Annotated in this window: 18 protein-coding genes; 7 read left to right on the top strand and 11 right to left on the bottom strand. The window is 61.2% G+C overall.

All coding sequences use genetic code 11. The annotated features are described in order from the left end of the window. Window positions 1-54: 54 nt before the first annotated feature. Window positions 55-1,347, top strand: a complete 1,293-nt coding sequence (locus tag GGR20_RS02610; RefSeq protein ID WP_183309656.1) for a hemolysin family protein — start codon at window positions 55-57, stop codon at window positions 1,345-1,347. Here GGR20_RS02610 and GGR20_RS02605 read toward each other — a convergent pair. From GGR20_RS02605 to GGR20_RS02580, 6 genes are all read right to left on the bottom strand, one after another. Further along, window positions 1,344-1,937, bottom strand: a complete 594-nt coding sequence (locus tag GGR20_RS02605) for a GNAT family N-acetyltransferase (RefSeq protein WP_183309655.1) — start codon at window positions 1,935-1,937, stop codon at window positions 1,344-1,346. The two genes, GGR20_RS02610 and GGR20_RS02605, sit on opposite strands and share 4 nt — an antisense overlap. Window positions 1,938-1,940: 3 nt before the next feature. After that, window positions 1,941-2,675, bottom strand: a complete 735-nt coding sequence (locus GGR20_RS02600) for an SDR family NAD(P)-dependent oxidoreductase (RefSeq protein ID WP_183309654.1) — start codon at window positions 2,673-2,675, stop codon at window positions 1,941-1,943. Beyond that, a complete protein-coding gene (purF, locus tag GGR20_RS02595; RefSeq protein ID WP_183309653.1) occupies window positions 2,675-4,177 on the bottom strand; it encodes an amidophosphoribosyltransferase in 1,503 nt (500 codons plus the stop codon). Before purF ends, GGR20_RS02600 begins: the two co-directional genes overlap by 1 nt. A 110-nt stretch (window positions 4,178-4,287) precedes the next feature. Further along, window positions 4,288-4,908 carry a CvpA family protein gene (locus GGR20_RS02590; RefSeq protein ID WP_183309652.1) on the bottom strand — a complete coding sequence of 207 codons (621 nt, stop codon included), beginning with the start codon at window positions 4,906-4,908 and terminating at the stop codon, window positions 4,288-4,290. A gap of 116 nt (window positions 4,909-5,024) precedes the next feature. Beyond that, a complete protein-coding gene (gene radA, locus GGR20_RS02585) occupies window positions 5,025-6,431 on the bottom strand; it encodes a DNA repair protein RadA (protein WP_183309651.1) in 1,407 nt (468 codons plus the stop codon). Window positions 6,432-6,433: 2 nt separating this feature from the next. Continuing rightward, complete coding sequence (locus GGR20_RS02580; protein ID WP_183309650.1) at window positions 6,434-6,988, bottom strand: DUF1697 domain-containing protein; 555 nt, start codon at window positions 6,986-6,988, stop codon at window positions 6,434-6,436. 200 nt (window positions 6,989-7,188) lie between these two features. Between GGR20_RS02580 and GGR20_RS02575 the strand changes: the two genes are divergently transcribed. Continuing rightward, the gene (locus tag GGR20_RS02575) at window positions 7,189-7,380 is read left to right on the top strand and encodes a hypothetical protein (RefSeq protein ID WP_183309649.1); all 192 of its coding nucleotides are present in this window, start codon (window positions 7,189-7,191) and stop codon (window positions 7,378-7,380) included. Here the strand turns inward: GGR20_RS02575 and alr are convergent, their stop codons facing one another. The 5 genes from alr to rpsF form a co-directional block, all read right to left on the bottom strand. Further along, entirely contained in the window at window positions 7,381-8,508 is a 1,128-nt protein-coding gene (alr, locus tag GGR20_RS02570) for an alanine racemase (protein WP_183309648.1), read from the bottom strand. Window positions 8,509-8,510: 2 nt separating this feature from the next. After that, window positions 8,511-9,995 (bottom strand): replicative DNA helicase, encoded by a 1,485-nt coding sequence (locus GGR20_RS02565; protein WP_183309647.1) that lies wholly within the window; start codon window positions 9,993-9,995, stop codon window positions 8,511-8,513. A gap of 242 nt (window positions 9,996-10,237) precedes the next feature. Next, window positions 10,238-10,804, bottom strand: a complete 567-nt coding sequence (gene rplI / locus GGR20_RS02560; RefSeq protein WP_183309646.1) for a 50S ribosomal protein L9 — start codon at window positions 10,802-10,804, stop codon at window positions 10,238-10,240. 94 nt (window positions 10,805-10,898) lie between these two features. Beyond that, window positions 10,899-11,153, bottom strand: coding sequence for a 30S ribosomal protein S18 (gene rpsR / locus GGR20_RS02555; RefSeq protein ID WP_210283033.1), 255 nt, complete (start codon window positions 11,151-11,153; stop codon window positions 10,899-10,901). Between the two features lie 20 nt (window positions 11,154-11,173). Beyond that, complete coding sequence (gene rpsF, locus GGR20_RS02550) at window positions 11,174-11,560, bottom strand: 30S ribosomal protein S6 (RefSeq protein WP_183309645.1); 387 nt, start codon at window positions 11,558-11,560, stop codon at window positions 11,174-11,176. Between the two features lie 315 nt (window positions 11,561-11,875). On the opposite strand from rpsF, the gene fabD reads away from it, so the two are divergent. The 5 genes from fabD (at window position 11,876) to mltG (ending at window position 16,732) form a co-directional block, all read left to right on the top strand. Beyond that, window positions 11,876-12,826 (top strand): ACP S-malonyltransferase, encoded by a 951-nt coding sequence (gene fabD, locus GGR20_RS02545; RefSeq protein ID WP_183309644.1) that lies wholly within the window; start codon window positions 11,876-11,878, stop codon window positions 12,824-12,826. Window positions 12,827-12,883: 57 nt separating this feature from the next. Beyond that, window positions 12,884-13,621 carry a 3-oxoacyl-[acyl-carrier-protein] reductase gene (fabG, locus tag GGR20_RS02540; protein WP_183309643.1) on the top strand — a complete coding sequence of 246 codons (738 nt, stop codon included), beginning with the start codon at window positions 12,884-12,886 and terminating at the stop codon, window positions 13,619-13,621. 295 nt (window positions 13,622-13,916) lie between these two features. Next, on the top strand, window positions 13,917-14,153 hold the full coding sequence (locus tag GGR20_RS02535) for an acyl carrier protein (protein WP_046103861.1): 237 nt from the start codon (window positions 13,917-13,919) through the stop codon (window positions 14,151-14,153). Window positions 14,154-14,181: 28 nt separating this feature from the next. Further along, the gene (fabF, locus tag GGR20_RS02530) at window positions 14,182-15,444 is read left to right on the top strand and encodes a beta-ketoacyl-ACP synthase II (protein ID WP_183310046.1); all 1,263 of its coding nucleotides are present in this window, start codon (window positions 14,182-14,184) and stop codon (window positions 15,442-15,444) included. Between the two features lie 163 nt (window positions 15,445-15,607). Further along, window positions 15,608-16,732, top strand: a complete 1,125-nt coding sequence (mltG, locus tag GGR20_RS02525) for an endolytic transglycosylase MltG (protein WP_183309642.1) — start codon at window positions 15,608-15,610, stop codon at window positions 16,730-16,732. Window positions 16,733-16,736: the final 4 nt, after the last annotated feature.

Genomic DNA, 16,736 nt, shown 5'->3' with positions numbered 1-16,736 from the left:
TGCGCCGGTCGTAGCATCCCGCCATTGGTCGCGGCATGCCAATAGTGCATTCACTTGTTTACAGAAATTCTCATCGTCGTTGTGTTGATCCTGGTGAACGGCGCGCTGGCCATGTCCGAACTGGCGGTGGTCTCTTCCCGTCCGGCCCGTCTCAAGGTGCTTGCCGAACAGGGCAATAAAGGCGCGGCAACTGCCATGCGTCTGGCCGAAGAACCGGGTAAGTTCCTCTCTTCCGTTCAAATCGGCATTACTCTGGTCGGCATTCTGTCGGGCGCGTTTTCCGGAGCCACGCTGGGCCTGCGTCTCACGGTCTGGCTCAAGGACTTAGGATTGGCGGACAACATCGCCGATATTGCCGGCGTCGGTGTCGTGGTGGTGTTGATCACCTATGGTTCGTTGGTCCTGGGCGAGCTTGTGCCCAAGCAGATTGCCCTGCGCAATCCGGAGGCCGTGGCGGCCCGCGTGGCCCAACCCATGGCGACCCTGGCGCTCATCGGTTCGCCGATCGTCTGGCTGCTCGATATTACGGGCAAGGCCGTGCTGCGGCTCTTGGGGCAGGGGGACCAGACTGAAAACTCGGTCACCGAAGAGGAAGTGCGCAACATCATTGCCGAGGCCACCACGGCCGGCATTCTCGAGCATGAAGAGCACTCCATGATATCGGGCGTGATGAAGCTGGCTGATCGCTCGGCTCGCGGCATCATGACCCCACGGCTCGACGTCGTGCTGATCGATCTCGAAGACAGCTATGAGGACAATCTCAAGATTATCCTCGACACTTCGCACACCAAGGTGCTGGTGCAGGAGGCTGACGCGGATACGATCCTGGGCGTTCTGGCCCAGTCCGACCTGCTCCCGGCCCTGGTTTCCGGGAAACAGCCGGACTTGCGCGCGCTGGTCAAGCCGGTGCCAGTGGTCATGGAACACGCCGACGCGCTCGACGTCGTCGAAGCCATGCGCAAGGAGCGCGCTCAGATGGCGTTGGTTGTCGACGAATATGGGCACTTCGAAGGCATCATCACCTATGGTGATGTGCTGGAGGTCATTACTGGGATCTACAATGAAGCGCCCGGCGATGAACCGGCGCTGACCCAGCGGCAGGACGGCTCATGGCTGGTTGCCGGCTGGATGCCCGTCTACGACTTTGCCGAGCGCTTCAACGTGCCCGTGCCCAACGACGCCCGCTACGAAACGCTGGCAGGTTTTGTACTGGCCCAGATCAACCATATGCCGGCCGTCGGAGAGAGCTTCGAGCAGGATGGCTGGCGGTTTGAAGTGCTTGATCTGGACGGACACCGCATCGACAAGGTGCTGGTGACGCCTGTCACGCCGCAGAGCGTCGATTAAAGGGTCATTCCGAACCAGATCACGCCGGGCTCTTCTCGCAGCGGCTCAAAGCCGCTGCGGGTCCAGAAGGCAATGCCGCCGCTATTGCTGGCACTGGCGCCCAGATGAATACCTGTCACCCCGGCCGCTTTAGCCTGTGCAACCCACATTTCGAGCAGTCGCGTGCCCACACGCTGCCCACGCAGGCGGGAAAGCAGGTTCATGTGGATATGCGCGGGGTAGGCCGCCACGATGTCGTCCGGCGTCTGTTCCGGTCGCTTGATGGCAGCGATGCGGTCTCTGTCCGCTTCGGTCATGCCTGAGGCGTCGGCATATCTGGCGCGCAGATCGGGCCACCAGTCCTGCTCCAGCCGCTCGGCAAAGCGAATGCTGTCATGGGTGCCCACGACATAGCCGGCCACGCCATCATCATCCTCGGCCACGAACACCTTGTCGGGCTCCAGAATTCCATAAGGCGCGGAATAGATGTGCCCGACCAATTGCGGGTCGCTGTGCAGCGCCGTAGCATCTTTGCTGGCATCGCCAGTCTGCAGGCAGATCGCATAGAGCGCGTCGAGGTCGTCGGGACGGTAGGGACGCAGATTCAACATGGATCAGATGTCTTCAAAGGCACCGGAACTGACATCAAACAGCCGGCCATTCTCGTCGAGCGATGGGCTCAGCATATCGATCAGCTTGGGCGCCACCTCCGCCGGGGTCGGCAGCGTATTGGGATCTTCGCCGGGCATGGCCTTGGCCCGCATGGCCGTGCGCACCACGCCCGGGTAGAACACGTTCGCCCGCACCTTGGTGGTCGCGATTTCACCGGAATAGGATTTGACCAGCGCATCAAGCGCCGCCTTGCTGGCCGCATAAAGGCCCCAGAACGGCTTGGCCGACCTGGCCGCGCCGGACGACACGAAGACGGCGCGCCCGGCCTCGGACTGGCGCAGTAACAGGTCCAGCGAGCGCAGTAGGCGATAATTGGCCGTCACGTTCACCGACAGCACCTTGTCGAAATCGTCGGGCTTGATGTGGGCCACTGGGCTTAGCACGCCCAATTGACCGGCATTGGCCACCAATCCATCGAGATGGCCCCAGCGCTCAAAGATAGCGGCACCCAGCCGGTCGATAGCGTCACCGTCGCGCAGGTCGAGCGGCACCAGCGTTGTCGAGCCTCCGGTCGCCTGTATGGCATCGTCGAGTTCTTCGAGGCCCCCGACGGTCCGAGCCACGGCAATCACATGTGCGCCGCGTTGCGCCGCTTCGATACTGGCGGCGTAACCAATGCCGCGCGAGGCACCAGTGATCAGGACGACCTTGCCGGCCAGTTCGGTATTGTCAGTCATCAACCCGCTTCCTTGAGCAGCGAAATCTGCTTGGGATCGCTCATCGTGCGTCCATGCAGATCGGTCAACTGCGTCGGATAGTCGCCCGTGAAGTAATGATCCGTGAATTGCGGCGCCTTGGCATTGCGCTTTTCTCCGCCCACGGCCTGGTAGAGACCGTCAATCGACAGGAACGCCAGTGAATCCGCACCGATATAGCGGCACATCTCATCGAGCTCGGCATACTGGTTGGCGAGCAGCTTGTCAGGATCGGGCGTGTCGATGCCGTAATAGTCCGAATGGAAAATCATCGGGCTGGCGACGCGGATATGCACTTCGGTGGCGCCCGCTTCGCGGATCATCTGCACGATCTTGACTGATGTGGTGCCGCGCACGATGGAATCGTCGATCAGCACCACGCGCTTGCCGGCAATTTCTGCCCGATTGGCCGAATGCTTGAGGCGCACGCCAAAGGCGCGGATTTGTTGGGTCGGCTCGATGAAGGTGCGGCCCACATAGTGGTTGCGAATGATCCCCAGCTCGAACGGAATACCGCTCTGTTGCGCAAAACCGATCGCCGCCGGCGTGCCGCCATCAGGCACCGGCACCACCACATCGGCCTCGACCGGGGCTTCCACGGCCAGATTCTTGCCCATGTTCTTGCGGGCGGTATAGACGCTGCGGCCCGAGACCATGCTGTCGGGACGCGCGAAATACACATACTCGAACAGGCAAGGACGCTCGGGGACCTGGTGGGCGGGCTTGCGCGCCTCGATGCTGATCGAGCCATCCGGCTGCATTTCGCAGATGATGACTTCGCCATTCTCAACGTCGCGCACATATTTGGCGCCGACGATGTCGAGAGCGCAGGTTTCCGAGCAGAAGATCGGCTTACCATCGAGATCGCCCATTACCAGCGGGCGGATGCCGACCGGGTCACGGGCAGCGATCAGCTTGGTGCGGGACATGGCCAGCATGGCGTAGCCCCCCTCCATCTGCCGGATCGCATCGATGAAGCGGTCGGCGGTAGAGGAATGCCGCGAACGGGCGATCAGGTGCAGCACCACCTCGCTGTCCGAGGTCGACTGGCAAATGGCGCCCGTCGCAATGATCTGGCGCCTTAGGGTCAGCCCATTGGTGAAATTGCCATTGTGGGCAATGGCGATGCCACCGGCTTCCAGTTCGGCAAACAGCGGCTGCACATTGCGCAGCGCCACTTCCCCGGTGGTCGAATAGCGGGTGTGGCCGATCGAAATATTGCCGGGAAGCTTCGCCAGTACGGCCGGGTCGGTATAGTGGTCGCCCACCAGACCCATGCGCTTTTCCTGATAGAACTGGCGGCCATCGAAGCTGACGATACCGGCCGCTTCCTGACCGCGATGCTGCAGGGCATGCAGACCGAGCGCGGTCAGTGTCGAGGCATCGTTGTGCCCCAAAATGCCAAACACGCCGCACTCTTCGTGCAGCGTGTCTCCATTGAGATCGAAATCGTCATCGTTCCAATGGGTCACCGGATTCTCCATGCGAATTGGGGCCTGCTCGCAAATAGCGCAATTACCTGCCGGCCACCAATACCAGATGGGGTCGGCAGGAATGAGGCGGGTGCGCTGCTGCCCGCCGAACTTGTCGAACCTCAGGCCTCGGGCGCTGGGTCGGTTGGGTCCACGGTGCCGTCAATGCTGGGGTCGGGCGTCCCGTCTTCGAGCGGGGCGGCAGGGGCCGGTGGATCCTCGGTCAGATTGGCGCCGCCACCCGAAAGTATGTCAGTCACCTGCTGCTCAAGGCCTTCGGGCAACATGGAAATCAGCGTGTTACCCATATCCCGCAGATAAGGCAGCGACTGGGCGTTGCTGGCCCATTCCGGCAGATTGCTGCCGAGCAGCCAGATGCCGAAAATGGTGATGACGATGGCGATCAGAATGCCGCGCAGCACACCGAAAACGAAACCCAGCGTGCGATCGATCGGCCCGATGCGGCTGTCCACCACGAAGTCGGCAATGCGCATGGTGAGCAAGTGCAGCACGATCAGCGCCACGATGAACGTCACGACCACCGTGGCGATGTCGGCCACCACGGGCTCTGCGATATATTGCCGGGCGATATCGGGGTGGTACTGCCACATGTAGACGGCGATGGCGGCCGAACCAGCCCAGGTCGCCAGGGAAAGTACTTCGCGGGTAAGCCCCCGCGCCGTGGCCAGGATCGCTGAAATCAGCACCAGCACACCCACACCAACGTCGAACGCAGTCAGCATATGTCTTTGCCCTGTTGTCTTGCCGCCCCGGCTTTTGCTGGACCTTTAACGGCTTTGACGCGCCGTGCCAAGCCTAGCGATGCCAAGGCCTCATAATCTCCTGGGAAACCACTTGGCTACCAGCCCTCAGGCTCCGGCTCCGGCATTGGACGTTTGCCCCCCGCGGCTATGCGGCTCACCATGTCGCTCAACAGAGCATATTCGGTGATCTCGAGGCCGCTATTGCGATCCGCCTTGCCCAGCTTGCCGGTGACCACCGAGCCGAAGCCCAGTTTTTCGGCTTCGCGCAGGCGCAGCGCACCATGCACCACGGGGCGCACCCCGCCGGCCAGCGAGATTTCCCCGAAATAGACAGCATCGGCGGGCAAGGACGCGCCAGTCAGCGAGGAAATCAGCGCTGCGGCCACGGCCAGATCGGCCGCCGGCTCATTGATCTTCAGACCGCCCGCGACATTGAGATAGATGTCATTGGCGCCGATCCGGACCCCGCAGCGCGTTTCGAGCACGGCCAGCACCATGGACAGGCGCGAGCTGTCCCAGCCCACCACGGCCCGGCGCGGTGTGCCAAGCGGGGAAGGGGCCACCAGGGCCTGGATCTCGATGAGAATCGGACGCGTCCCCTCCATGCCGGCAAAGACCGCCGACCCCGCCGCGTCCTTGTCGCGCTGGTCAAGGAACAACGCGGAAGGGTTTGCCACCTGTTCAAGGCCAAGTTCGGTCATGGCGAAGACGCCGATCTCGTCGGTGGCGCCGTAACGGTTCTTCACCCCACGCAAGATGCGGAAGGTGTGACTGCTGTCGCCCTCAAAATACAACACAGCATCCACCATGTGCTCGACCACGCGCGGCCCGGCAATCTGCCCATCCTTGGTGACGTGGCCCACCAGCACCACGGCAGCGCCGCTCTTCTTGGCAAAACGAGTCAGCGCCTGGGCCGAGGTGCGCACCTGGGTGACGGTGCCCGGTGCAGAGTCGACGCGGTCGGTCCATAGGGTCTGAATGGAATCGATAATGACCAGGTCCGGTGGCGGCCCGTTTTCGAGCGTCGCCAGAATGATCTCGACATTGGTTTCGGCGGCCAGCAGCACACCTGCTTCGCCCAAGCCCAATCGTTGCGCCCGCAGCCTCACCTGGGCAACCGCTTCCTCGCCTGACACATAGATAACGCGTTTGCCCTTCTGAGCCAGCGCCGCCGCCGACTGCAGCAGCAGGGTGGACTTGCCAATGCCCGGATCGCCGCCGACCAGAAGGGCTGATCCCTTGACGAAACCACCCCCGGTGACCCGATCCAGCTCGACAAAACCGGTAACGACGCGCGCGGCGCTTTCCGTTTCGCCCGAAAGCGGCACCAGATTGGCGGGGCGGCCACCTGCCTTGGCTGATTTTGGGCCCGCTCCGACCCCGGAGTCCACCAGTTCCTCGACAATCGTATTCCATTCCCCACAGGCGTCGCAGCGTCCCTGCCACCGGCTGGAAACCGCGCCACAGGACTGGCAGATGAATTGGGATCGGTTCTTGGCCACGTTTATTCTTTCCCTCGCGCGATCGAGCGTTCCGCCAGTTTGCGCAGTGTGTTCCAGTTGCGGGCCGTGTTGAGCCCGCATTGCTTGTCGATTTTTCGGATCAGCTTGCCGGACTTGGCGATGTCCTGCGAGAAGTCCACGATCAGATGCTTCTCGACAATGTGGATGATCTCCGGACCATCATGGCTGTTCAGCCATGTGAAGTCTGGCTGCCGCGCTGCGAAGAAATAGACACCGGTCTCGGCGGGGCGGTCCTTCGCGGCCTCAGCAATCGGGTCGGCGCGCAGCAGCTTTTTCAACTGCGCCGGGGTCCGCAGAACTGGAACGACATTCTCGGCAAGCCCGAATTGGCGCAGCACGCCGGTCATCGCCTTGCCCGCCTCAGCCGACGAGCCCTCGAACCCGGCAATCATATTGCCCGTATTGACCAGTGTTTCGGGCGCGATGAAGCCAGCGGCCCCCGAGGCCTCTCGCCACTGCGCCATGCTCATCAACTTGTGCGTCGCAGGACCGATGGCGCGCAGGAGGATGGCGTAGAATGGAATTGATGTTGCCAAGTCGAACCCGAAGCCTAGTCAGGGACAAACTAGCAGCAATCGGCATCTCTGGGCAAGAACGAAATGAGAACAAACCTGGAGCGATCTCGGAGCTGTAAACGGGCCTCATGCCGACAAGTTGGCAACATTTCGACTAGCCGCGTATGCGCACGGAACTCTTCTCGGTCTTCCAGATTGTTTCAGAGCACGGAGAGCTCGATATGAACAAAAATCTGGTCATCGCCATCGTCGCCGTCATTGTGGTCGTGGTTTTTGCCGTGACCGTCTTCATCGCCAACAATCAGGCGCCAGAGGTTGACGGGGCGCGGACGGCCAATGAGATTACCGAGCAAAAGGAATTGCCTGCGGGACCGGCAGATGACCCTGCCGAACTCATCAACAACGGCTCCTGATCACTCCGGCAAATTGCCGTCGCCCACATAGTTGCGGCTATAGCGGCCCTTGAGGCTGGTGAGAATCTCGTAGCCAATGGTGCCGGCCGCATCGGCTTGATCGTCAATGCTGACATTGGCGCCCAGCACTTCGGCACCTTCGCCAGGAGTGGGGAGATCGGAGCCGAGCTCGGTGACGTCGACTACGGTCAGGTCCATGGAAATCCGCCCAATCACCGGGCAGAGCTTACCGCGAATGAAGACCTTGCCGCCTGGGCGCGGATTGGTGCCCGAAAGCGCGCGCAGGAAGCCATCGGCATAGCCATAGCCGAGGATGGCCAGCTTCGAATTGCGGTTGAGCGTGTAGGTGGCGCCATAGCCCACCGACTCACCGGTGCGGCCCTCGGTAACCTGCAGAATCGGCACATGCAGGGTGACGACCGGCTGCATCGGGTTCTTCCGGCCACCCACGGCGCGGCCGCCATAGAGCGCAATGCCCGGACGCACCATCTGAAAATGATAGTCGCGTCCAGTCATCAGCCCGGCCGAGTTCGAGAGCGATGCCGGAATGCCGGGAAATTGCGACATCACCGAACCGAACAGCGCCAGTTGCGTGCGATTCTTTTCATGGTTGGGTGTGTCGGCACAGGCCAGATGGCTCATCACCATTTGTGGCGCATAGCCAAGCTTTTCGATGCTTTCGCGCACCAGGCTCGCCTCATTGAGGCGGAAACCAAGACGGTTGATACCGGTGTCAAAATGGAAGGCTGCCGGATACGCCTCATTTCGCTCGATGCATTTGGCCATCCACTCTTCCAACATCGACATGGAGGAGAGCACCGGCATCAGGTTCTGCCGGATGTAGAGATTGGCAGCGCCCGGATAAAGCCCATAGAGAATGAAGATATGCGCATCGGGCACAGCGGCGCGTACCGCCATGCCTTCATCGGGCGTTGCCACGAAGAAGAAGCGCGCGCCGGCCGCGTGCAGCGCCTTTGACGCCTGCTCGATGCCGGTGCCATAGGCGTCGGCCTTCACCACCGCAGCGGTCAACGCGCCGGCGCTCACCTTGTCCAGGGCCCGCCAGTTTCGGGCCAGGGCCCCCAGATCGATGCTCAATTGGCCGCCAAGGCCAGAAGTCAGCGCCATGCCTATTCCATGCGTTCAGGCAGATAATCTGCCCGAGCAAGGTTACCAAAGCGGGTAAACTGCGCCTCGAAGCTCAACTGCACTGTGCCGGTGGGGCCGTGGCGCTGCTTGGCGATGATCACTTCCGCCTTGCCATGCACCTTTTCCATTTCGCCCTGCCAGGTCAGATGCTCCGGCGTGCCCTCTTTGGGCTCCTTGTTCTTGAGATAATATTCTTCACGATACACGAACAAGACCACGTCCGCGTCCTGTTCGATAGAGCCCGATTCGCGCAAGTCGGCCAATTGCGGATGCTTGTCGTCGCGCGCTTCCACCTGACGGGAAAGCTGGGACAGCGCGATCACCGGCACTTCGAGTTCCTTGGCCAGCGCCTTGAGCGTGGTGGTGATTTCGGTCAGTTCCTGCACGCGGTTCTGGCTCGAGGCTTTGGAGGAGCCCGAGAGCAACTGCAAATAGTCGACGATGAGCAGATCCAGACCCTTTTGGCGTTTCAGACGCCGTGCGCGGGCGGCAAGCTGGGCCACCGAGATACCGCCGGTGTCGTCAATATAGAGCGGCACCTTGCTCATCACATTGGACACGTCGACCAGCTTGGCGAACTGATTGTCGTGAATGCGACCGCGGCGAATGTCCGACGAGGAGATCTCTGCCTGCTCGGCCAGAATACGGGTGGCGAGCTGTTCGGAACTCATTTCCAGGCTGAAGAAGCCGACAATGCCGCCGTTGACAGTTTTGGAATGCCCATCGGGTGTCACATCGCCCCGCCAGTTCTTGGCGACATTATAGGCGATATTGGTCACCAGCGAGGTTTTACCCATGGCGGGACGACCAGCCAGGATGATCAGGTCGCTTCGCTGCAGGCCGCCCATCTGCCGGTCAAGATCATGCAGATCGGTTGCGACGCCGGAAAGGCCGCCATCGCGTTGAAAAGCTTCGCCTGCCATCTGGATGGAGGCGTTGAGTGCCGAACTGAAGGCCTGGAAGCCCCCGTCATAGCGGCCCTTTTCCGCAAGCAGGAACAGTTCGCCCTCGACCTTTTCGATCTGCTTGACCGGGGTCATCTCGACATCGCTGTCATAGGCGACGCCGACCATTTCCTCGCCCACCATGATCAGATTGCGGCGTATGGCCAGATCATAGATCGCCTGTCCATAATCGCCGGCATTGAGCACGGTCGTCGCTTCTGCCGCCAGACGCGAGAGGTACTGCATCATGGTGACTTCGGGCAGCAATTGGTCAGGCAGATGGGTCTTGAGCGTAGCCGGTTCCGCCGCCTTGCCGGCGCGGATGATCTTGCCGGCGAGTTCATAAATGTCGCGGTGGATCGGCTCGTAGAAATGCTCTGGCAGCAGGAAATCGGCGACGCGATAGAACGCGTCATTGTTGATCAGAATGGCGCCCAGCAGCGCCTGCTCAACATCCACATTGTGCGGTGCGACGCGAAACGACTTGTCATCGGCAGGGTGAAGGCGGGCGATCTCGGCCATGGGTCTTCCTGGGGGTTAGCCTTTCTTAACCATGCATTTTGGCGCTGAGTCTTGGGCTAGCGGGACGGGGGTTAAAGTTTCCCTGATGGCCCCTGTGAACTCTGTGGACAACGGGGATTTCACCTGACGCCGGTTGCTTCTCAAGACTCACTGGCGCGCTGCACTGAGTCTGTCGCAATTGTCGTGCAAAAGCAAAAGGCCGGGCATTGGCCCGGCCTTTCAAAAGCGGATTTGATCGAAGACTACTCTTCGAAGCGGTCTTCAGCGGCAGCAGCGGCCTGGCCGGCTGCGAAGTCGCCATCTTCATCGCTGTCGAAGGCGGGGACGGAGACGTCTTCACCAGCGGCCTGACGTTCGGCTTCGTCTTCCGAGCGCGCCACGTTGACAGTGATCGAAACGGCCACTTCCGGGTGCAACGACAGATCGACATTGTGAACGCCGACGGTCTTGATCGGATCGGCAAGGTCGACCTGATTGCGCTGGACGGTAAAGCCGTCATTGGCCAGGGCCTCGACGATGTCGCGGGCAGCAACCGAACCGTAGAGCTGGCCGGTTTCACCAGCCTGACGAATCATGATCACGGCATGACCGTTCAGACCTTCGGCAATGCCAGCGGCGGCATTGCGGCGCTCTTCATTGCGCTGTTCGATATGGGCGCGTTCGTTTTCGAACTTCTTGCGGTTGGCTTCCGTGGCGCGCAGGGCCTTGCCCTGGGGCAGCAGGAAGTTACGGGCAAAACCGTCCTTGACGTTGACTTCGTCGCCGATGGTGCCGGTACGGCCAACGCGCTCGAGCAGAATGACTTTCATGTCTTTTTCCTTTGGCTGTCCCGCTCTTCAAGGAGCGGTTAGGAGCCGCGAACCATTCGCGACCCCAGCGATGCAGTCTCAGTGTAGCTAAAGCTTACTGGACGGCGTAGGGCATCAGGCCGATGAAGCGGGCGCGCTTGATGGCACGGGCCAGTTCGCGCTGCTTCTTGGCCGAAACGGCGGTGATGCGGCTCGGCACAATCTTGCCGCGCTCGGAGACGTAGCGCGAAAGCAGGCGTACATCCTTGTAGTCGATGCGCGGTGCGTTCTCGCCGGAGAACGGGCAGGTCTTGCGGCGACGCTGGAACGGACGGCGAGCCTGGGAAGTGGTAAGGTCTTTGATAGCCATTTTGTTTTCTTCCTTGTCTCTTAGAAGCGGCGCGGACGGCGTTCGCCGGAGAAGCCACCACGGCCGCCATCGCGGTCGTCACGGTCGCGCTTCTGCATCATCGCGGACGGGCCTTCTTCCAGCTCGTCGACGCGCACGGTCATGAAGCGCAGGATGTCTTCATTGATGCGCATCTGGCGCTCCATCTCGGCAACGGCGGTGGCCGGTGCGTCGATGTTGAGCAGGGTGTAGTGCGCCTTGCGGTTCTTGCGGATGCGGTAGGAGAGACCCTTGAGGCCCCAATATTCGTTCTTGGTGATCTTGCCGCCGCCCTGACCGAGAATTTCGGCGAGCTGTGCGGTCAGTTCCTCAACCTGCTGCTGGGAAACGTCCTGGCGAGCCAGGTAGATATGTTCGTAGAGGGCCATTGATGCGCCTTCCTTTCGAGTTTTACTCAACAATGCCTGGCGCGGAGCCCCTTCGAAGCCGGAAAGGCGTCAAAGCAGTCTTGCAAAGAGCGGGAACACGGGAGGCCGGGTCCGCCGGACCCTGTTCATGCAAAGCACAAACCCTCCGTTCAGCCCCCGGCCAAACGAATTGCTGGCGCGGCTATAGAGGAATGAGGGGAAGAAGGCAAGCGGCGCGTCCGTTCGTCTTGACTCCGCCACACACACCCGGCAAAGCGCCGGGCAACTGGACAGGCCGCTTGCGGCTTGTCACATTGGCTCGAAAAGGGATCGAACATGTCCATCTCCGCTTTCACTTTTCCCGGTCAGGGCAGCCAGACTGTCGGCATGGGCAAGGATCTGGCGCACGAATTTTCCGAAGCGCGGGCCGTCTTTCACGAGGTGGACGAGGCTTTGGGCGAGCGACTTTCCTCCATCATGTTCGAGGGGCCTGAAGACATTCTGCGTTTGACAGAAAACGCGCAGCCCGCGCTGATGGCCGTCAGCGTAGCGGTAATCCGGGTGCTCGAGGCCAGGGGCCTCTCACTTAAGGACCACGCAAAATATGTCGCCGGTCACTCACTGGGCGAATACTCGGCGCTGTGTGCCGCCGGCACTTTCAGCCTGGCCGATGCCGCGCGCCTGCTGCGCACACGTGGCCAGGCCATGCAGAAAGCCGTTCCGGTGGGGCATGGTGCCATGGCGGCGCTGCTGGGCCTCGACCTCGAGACCGCACAGGCCGTGGCCGATGAAGCCGCTCAGGGCGAGGTTTGTGCTGTCGCCAATGACAATGCCCCAGGACAGGTGGTGATCTCCGGCGCCACGGCCGCCATCGAGCGCGCCCTCGATATTGCCAAGGGCAAGGGTGCCAAGCGCGCCTTGCTGCTGCCGGTTAGCGCGCCGTTCCACTGTTCGCTGATGCAGCCGGCCGCCGACGCCATGGCGGCCGCGCTTGCTGAAGTCGAAATGAAGGCGCCCGTGGTGCCTCTGGTCGCCAATGTGCTGGCCGCGCCGATTTCCGATCCGGATGAAATCCGCCAGCGTCTGGTCGAACAAGTGACCGGTGTTGTGCGTTGGACTGAAAGCGTCACCTGGCTCACCACTGCGGGCGGTGTGGCCAATCTGGTCGAACTCGGCTCGGGCAAGGTGCTGACAGGACTGGCCAAACGCATCGCGCCGGACGCATCGGCCCAGGCCGTTGGTACGCCGGCCGACATCGAAGCTTTCGCGGCCCAGTTGGCCACCTGAGCCACTTGATTCACAATCTCAAGCGCTTGAATCGCTTTCTCCCCGGAGGAGACCTAAATGTTTGATCTTTCTGGTAAACGCGCCCTGGTTACGGGCGCCAGCGGTGGTATTGGCCGCGAAATCGCCAAGGCCCTGGCCGCTGCAGGCGCGACGGTAGCTCTTTCAGGTACCCGGGTGGGCGCGCTGGAAGATACGGCCAAGGAAATCGGCAAGGATTGTCCCATCCTGCCTGCGAACCTCTCCAAGCTCGACGAAGTCGACAAACTCGTGCCGGCGGCCGAGGCTGCCATGGGTGGCGTCGATATCCTGGTCAACAATGCCGGCATGACGCGCGATAATCTGTTCATGCGCATGAAGGACGAGGAATGGGACGACGTCATCGCCGTCAATCTCACGGCCGCCTTTCATCTCAACCGCGCTGTGCTGCGCGGCATGATGAAGGCGCGCTGGGGCCGCATTATCGGCATTTCTTCCGTGGTGGGCGTGATGGGCAATCCGGGGCAGGGCAATTATGCCGCCTCGAAAGCCGGCCTGATCGGTATGAACAAGGCGCTGGCCTATGAGGTCGCGAGCCGCAATATCACCGTCAATTCCATCGCGCCGGGTTTCATCGCCTCCGCCATGACCGACGAACTCAACGACAAGCAGCGCGACTCGATCCTTTCGGGCGTTCCGGCCGGCCGGCTTGGTACTGCACAGGAAATTGCCGGCTGTACGGTGTTCCTTGCCAGCGATTCTGCGGCCTACATCACCGGGCACACGCTCAATGTGAATGGCGGCATGGCGATGCTTTGATCCGTCCCAGGATCAAATTTCTCCGATGGAGAGATTTGAGGTGAGAAGGCGATGAGAGCTATGCTCGAATGGCGGTACTACATGGCAAAAGCCTTGGAAACCTTGGCAATTGCGGCTGGCTATGGCGGATAAAACATGGTACCTCGCGCCCCGGTCGATCTTGCTGGCCCGCCTTGCGGGCGCCCAGAAGGCCGCATACATTGCCCCAGTGCAAACCAATTGTGCGCTTGATGATTTGGCTTCGCGCCAATAAGAAGCGAAATGAAACGTCGATTTCTAAAAAGGGAAGTCAAATATGAGCGATGTCGCTGATCGGGTCCGCAAGATCGTTGTGGAACACCTCAATGTGGATGCCGAGAAGGTCACCGAAAAGGCCAGCTTCATCGACGATCTGGGCGCAGATTCGCTGGATCAGGTCGAGCTGGTGATGGCATTCGAGGAAGAGTTCTCGGTCGAGATCCCCGACGACGCAGCCGAGTCGATCCAGACTTTCGGTGACGCGGTCGCCTTCCTGACCAAGGCCACCAGCTAACGCTGGGGTTAGGCCGCTGACCATGGAATTGCGCCGAGTCGTCGTCACCGGACTGGGGCTTGTCACACCGCTTGGTTGCGGCGTGGAAGCGACCTGGGCCAACATTCTTGCAGGCAAGAGTGGCGCCAAGCGTATCGACGATTTTGAGATCGACGATATTGCCTGCCAGATCGCTCACCGCATTCCGCTTGGGGACTATGCCGATGGCAAGTACAATCCCGACGAATGGATGGAGGTGAAGGAGCAGCGCAAGGTTGATCCATTCATCGTCTATGCCATGGCGGCGTCCCAGCAGGCCATCGAAGATGCCGGCGTCGAACCCAAGACCCAGGAAGAGCAGGAACGCACAGGCGTCCTGATCGGCTCGGGCATTGGTGGCGTGGGCGGCATCTATGATGCCTCCATCACGCTGCATGAAAAGGGGCCCCGCCGTATCAGTCCCTTCTTTATCCCCGGTCGACTGATTAACCTGGCCTCGGGCCAGGTTTCGATCCGCTACGGCCTCAAGGGGCCGAACCACTCGGTCGTCACCGCATGCTCGACAGGTGCGCACGCCATTGGCGATGCCGCCCGTCTTATCGCATTGGGTGATGCGGATGTGATGGTGGCGGGTGGTACCGAGAGCTGCGTCAACCGTCTGTCGCTGGCCGGCTTTTCCGCAGCTCGTGCGCTCTCGACAGGCTTTAACGACAACCCGACTGCCGCCTCGCGCCCCTATGACAAGGACCGCGATGGTTTCGTCATGGGCGAGGGCGCAGGTATTGTCGTGCTCGAAGACTATGAGCGGGCCAAGGCCCGCGGCGCCAAGATTTATGGTGAAGTGATCGGTTACGGCCTGTCGGGCGATGCCTATCACATCACTGCTCCCTCGCCGGATGGCGATGGCGGTTTCCGCGCCATGAGTGCGGCGATCAAGCGCGCCGGTATTCCGGCCTCAGAGGTCGACTACATCAATGCCCACGGCACATCGACGCCTCTTGGTGATGAAATCGAGCTTGGTGCGGTGACCCGCGTGATGGGCGAGGCGGCCAAGGGCGCCGTAATGAGCTCGACCAAGTCCGCTGTCGGCCATCTGCTCGGGGCTGCGGGTTCGGTAGAGGCCATTTTCTGCCTGCTGGCCATGCGGGACAATATCGCCCCGCCAACGCTGAACCTGGACAATCCTTCGGTCGAGACCGAGATGAATCTTGTGCCGCATACGCCGCTCAAGACAGAGATCAACGTGGCACTATCCAACAGCTTCGGCTTTGGTGGTACCAATGCCACGCTGGTCATGCGCAAGGTCGGCTAAACTTTTCCACGAATTGTAAGGGGCACATCGCACTCACCTGCGATGTGCCCCTTGTCTTTGCGCGCCCGCATTGCGAACAATGCCGGCGCCCCACCACAGTTTGGCGCAAGAACAAAGACAACCGGGGCCGCAAAGGCCCATATTCGCGAGTGACAGGGATACGATGACCGACCGCAGGAACCGGCGCCGCCGCCGCTCAGGCAATGGCTTGATCGACATCCTCAATGGCTTGTTGACCCTTCTGGTCATCGGCTTGGTGATAGTCGGCGGTGGGCTGTTCTATATTGCCTCGCAATATTACGGCGACGGTCCACTCCGCGAAGACCGCGTTTTCCGGGTAGAATCGGGCAATACGCTTTCCACCACGGCCAATCGTCTCGAAGAACAGGGCTTCATCACCAATTCGGTGATTTTCAGCCAGTTCGGTAGCCGCGTCGAAGAAAGCGCAATCGTTAAGGCAGGCGATTTCAGTATTCCAGCTGGCGCTTCGATGTCTGAAATCCTCAAGGAGCTTACCCTAGGCAATCCGCTGCGTTATGCCGTCACCATCCCGGAAGGCTGGACTGTGTGGCAGGCCATTCAGCGCATCAATGCGGATGATCGTCTGACCGGCTCGATCGACCAGCTCCCGCCTGAAGGCTCTATCCTGCCGGGCAGTTATGACTACACCCCCGGCGACACCCGCCAGTCGGTGCTCGACGAAATGCAACTGGCCATGACTCAGGCGCTGGCACAGGTCTGGGCGGGGCGCGAGGCGGATTTGCCGCTCGAATCGCCGGCCGAATTGCTGATCCTGGCCTCGATCGTCGAGAAGGAAACCGGCATCGCGTCGGAGCGTCCGCAGATTGCCGCCGTTTTCGTCAATCGTATCCGCGAGGGCATGCGCCTGCAGTCGGACCCGACCATCATCTATGGCATCACGTTGGGTCAGGCAACGCTCGACCGTGGCATCCGCCGCTCGGAAATTGAGGAGCGGACACCCTACAATACCTACCAGATCGATGGTCTGCCCCCGACCCCGATCGCCAATCCCGGCATCGAGGCGCTCGAGGCCGTGGCCCATCCGGACAGCCATGATTACCTCTACTTCGTGGCCAAGGGCGCGACACCGAGCGAGGGCCACGTCTTTGCCGAGACCTATGCCGAGCACCAGCAGAACGTAGCGCGCTATCGCGAGATAGCCGCCGAGGCGGCGGCGCAGGCTGAGGAAGAGGCCGAAGCCGCGCGCCAGGCGCTCGAAGCTCAAGAGGCCGAAGGGGCCGGCGCCGAAGCCGAAACGGCACAGTGAGCGC

The organism is Devosia subaequoris (assembly GCF_014197055.1).
In the GTDB taxonomy this organism is placed as follows: Bacteria; Pseudomonadota; Alphaproteobacteria; order Rhizobiales; family Devosiaceae; genus Devosia; species Devosia subaequoris.
Note: the sequence above shows the minus strand (reverse complement) of the source record. Positions and strands in the feature narration are given on the sequence as shown.

What these genes read in the sequence shown, in the direction of transcription:
- GGR20_RS02605 (WP_183309655.1), bottom strand. Translation starts at nt 1,937, where the DNA reads ATGTTGAATCTGCGTCCCTACCGTCCCGACGACCTCGACGCGCTCTAT.
- GGR20_RS02600 (WP_183309654.1), bottom strand. Translation starts at nt 2,675, where the DNA reads ATGACTGACAATACCGAACTGGCCGGCAAGGTCGTCCTGATCACTGGT.
- purF (WP_183309653.1), bottom strand. Translation starts at nt 4,177, where the DNA reads ATGGAGAATCCGGTGACCCATTGGAACGATGACGATTTCGATCTCAAT.
- GGR20_RS02590 (WP_183309652.1), bottom strand. Translation starts at nt 4,908, where the DNA reads ATGCTGACTGCGTTCGACGTTGGTGTGGGTGTGCTGGTGCTGATTTCA.
- GGR20_RS02575 (WP_183309649.1), top strand. Translation starts at nt 7,189, where the DNA reads ATGAACAAAAATCTGGTCATCGCCATCGTCGCCGTCATTGTGGTCGTG.
- alr (WP_183309648.1), bottom strand. Translation starts at nt 8,508, where the DNA reads ATGGCGCTGACTTCTGGCCTTGGCGGCCAATTGAGCATCGATCTGGGG.
- GGR20_RS02565 (WP_183309647.1), bottom strand. Translation starts at nt 9,995, where the DNA reads ATGGCCGAGATCGCCCGCCTTCACCCTGCCGATGACAAGTCGTTTCGC.
- rplI (WP_183309646.1), bottom strand. Translation starts at nt 10,804, where the DNA reads ATGAAAGTCATTCTGCTCGAGCGCGTTGGCCGTACCGGCACCATCGGC.
- rpsR (WP_210283033.1), bottom strand. Translation starts at nt 11,153, where the DNA reads ATGGCTATCAAAGACCTTACCACTTCCCAGGCTCGCCGTCCGTTCCAG.
- rpsF (WP_183309645.1), bottom strand. Translation starts at nt 11,560, where the DNA reads ATGGCCCTCTACGAACATATCTACCTGGCTCGCCAGGACGTTTCCCAG.
- fabD (WP_183309644.1), top strand. Translation starts at nt 11,876, where the DNA reads ATGTCCATCTCCGCTTTCACTTTTCCCGGTCAGGGCAGCCAGACTGTC.
- fabG (WP_183309643.1), top strand. Translation starts at nt 12,884, where the DNA reads ATGTTTGATCTTTCTGGTAAACGCGCCCTGGTTACGGGCGCCAGCGGT.
- GGR20_RS02535 (WP_046103861.1), top strand. Translation starts at nt 13,917, where the DNA reads ATGAGCGATGTCGCTGATCGGGTCCGCAAGATCGTTGTGGAACACCTC.
- mltG (WP_183309642.1), top strand. Translation starts at nt 15,608, where the DNA reads ATGACCGACCGCAGGAACCGGCGCCGCCGCCGCTCAGGCAATGGCTTG.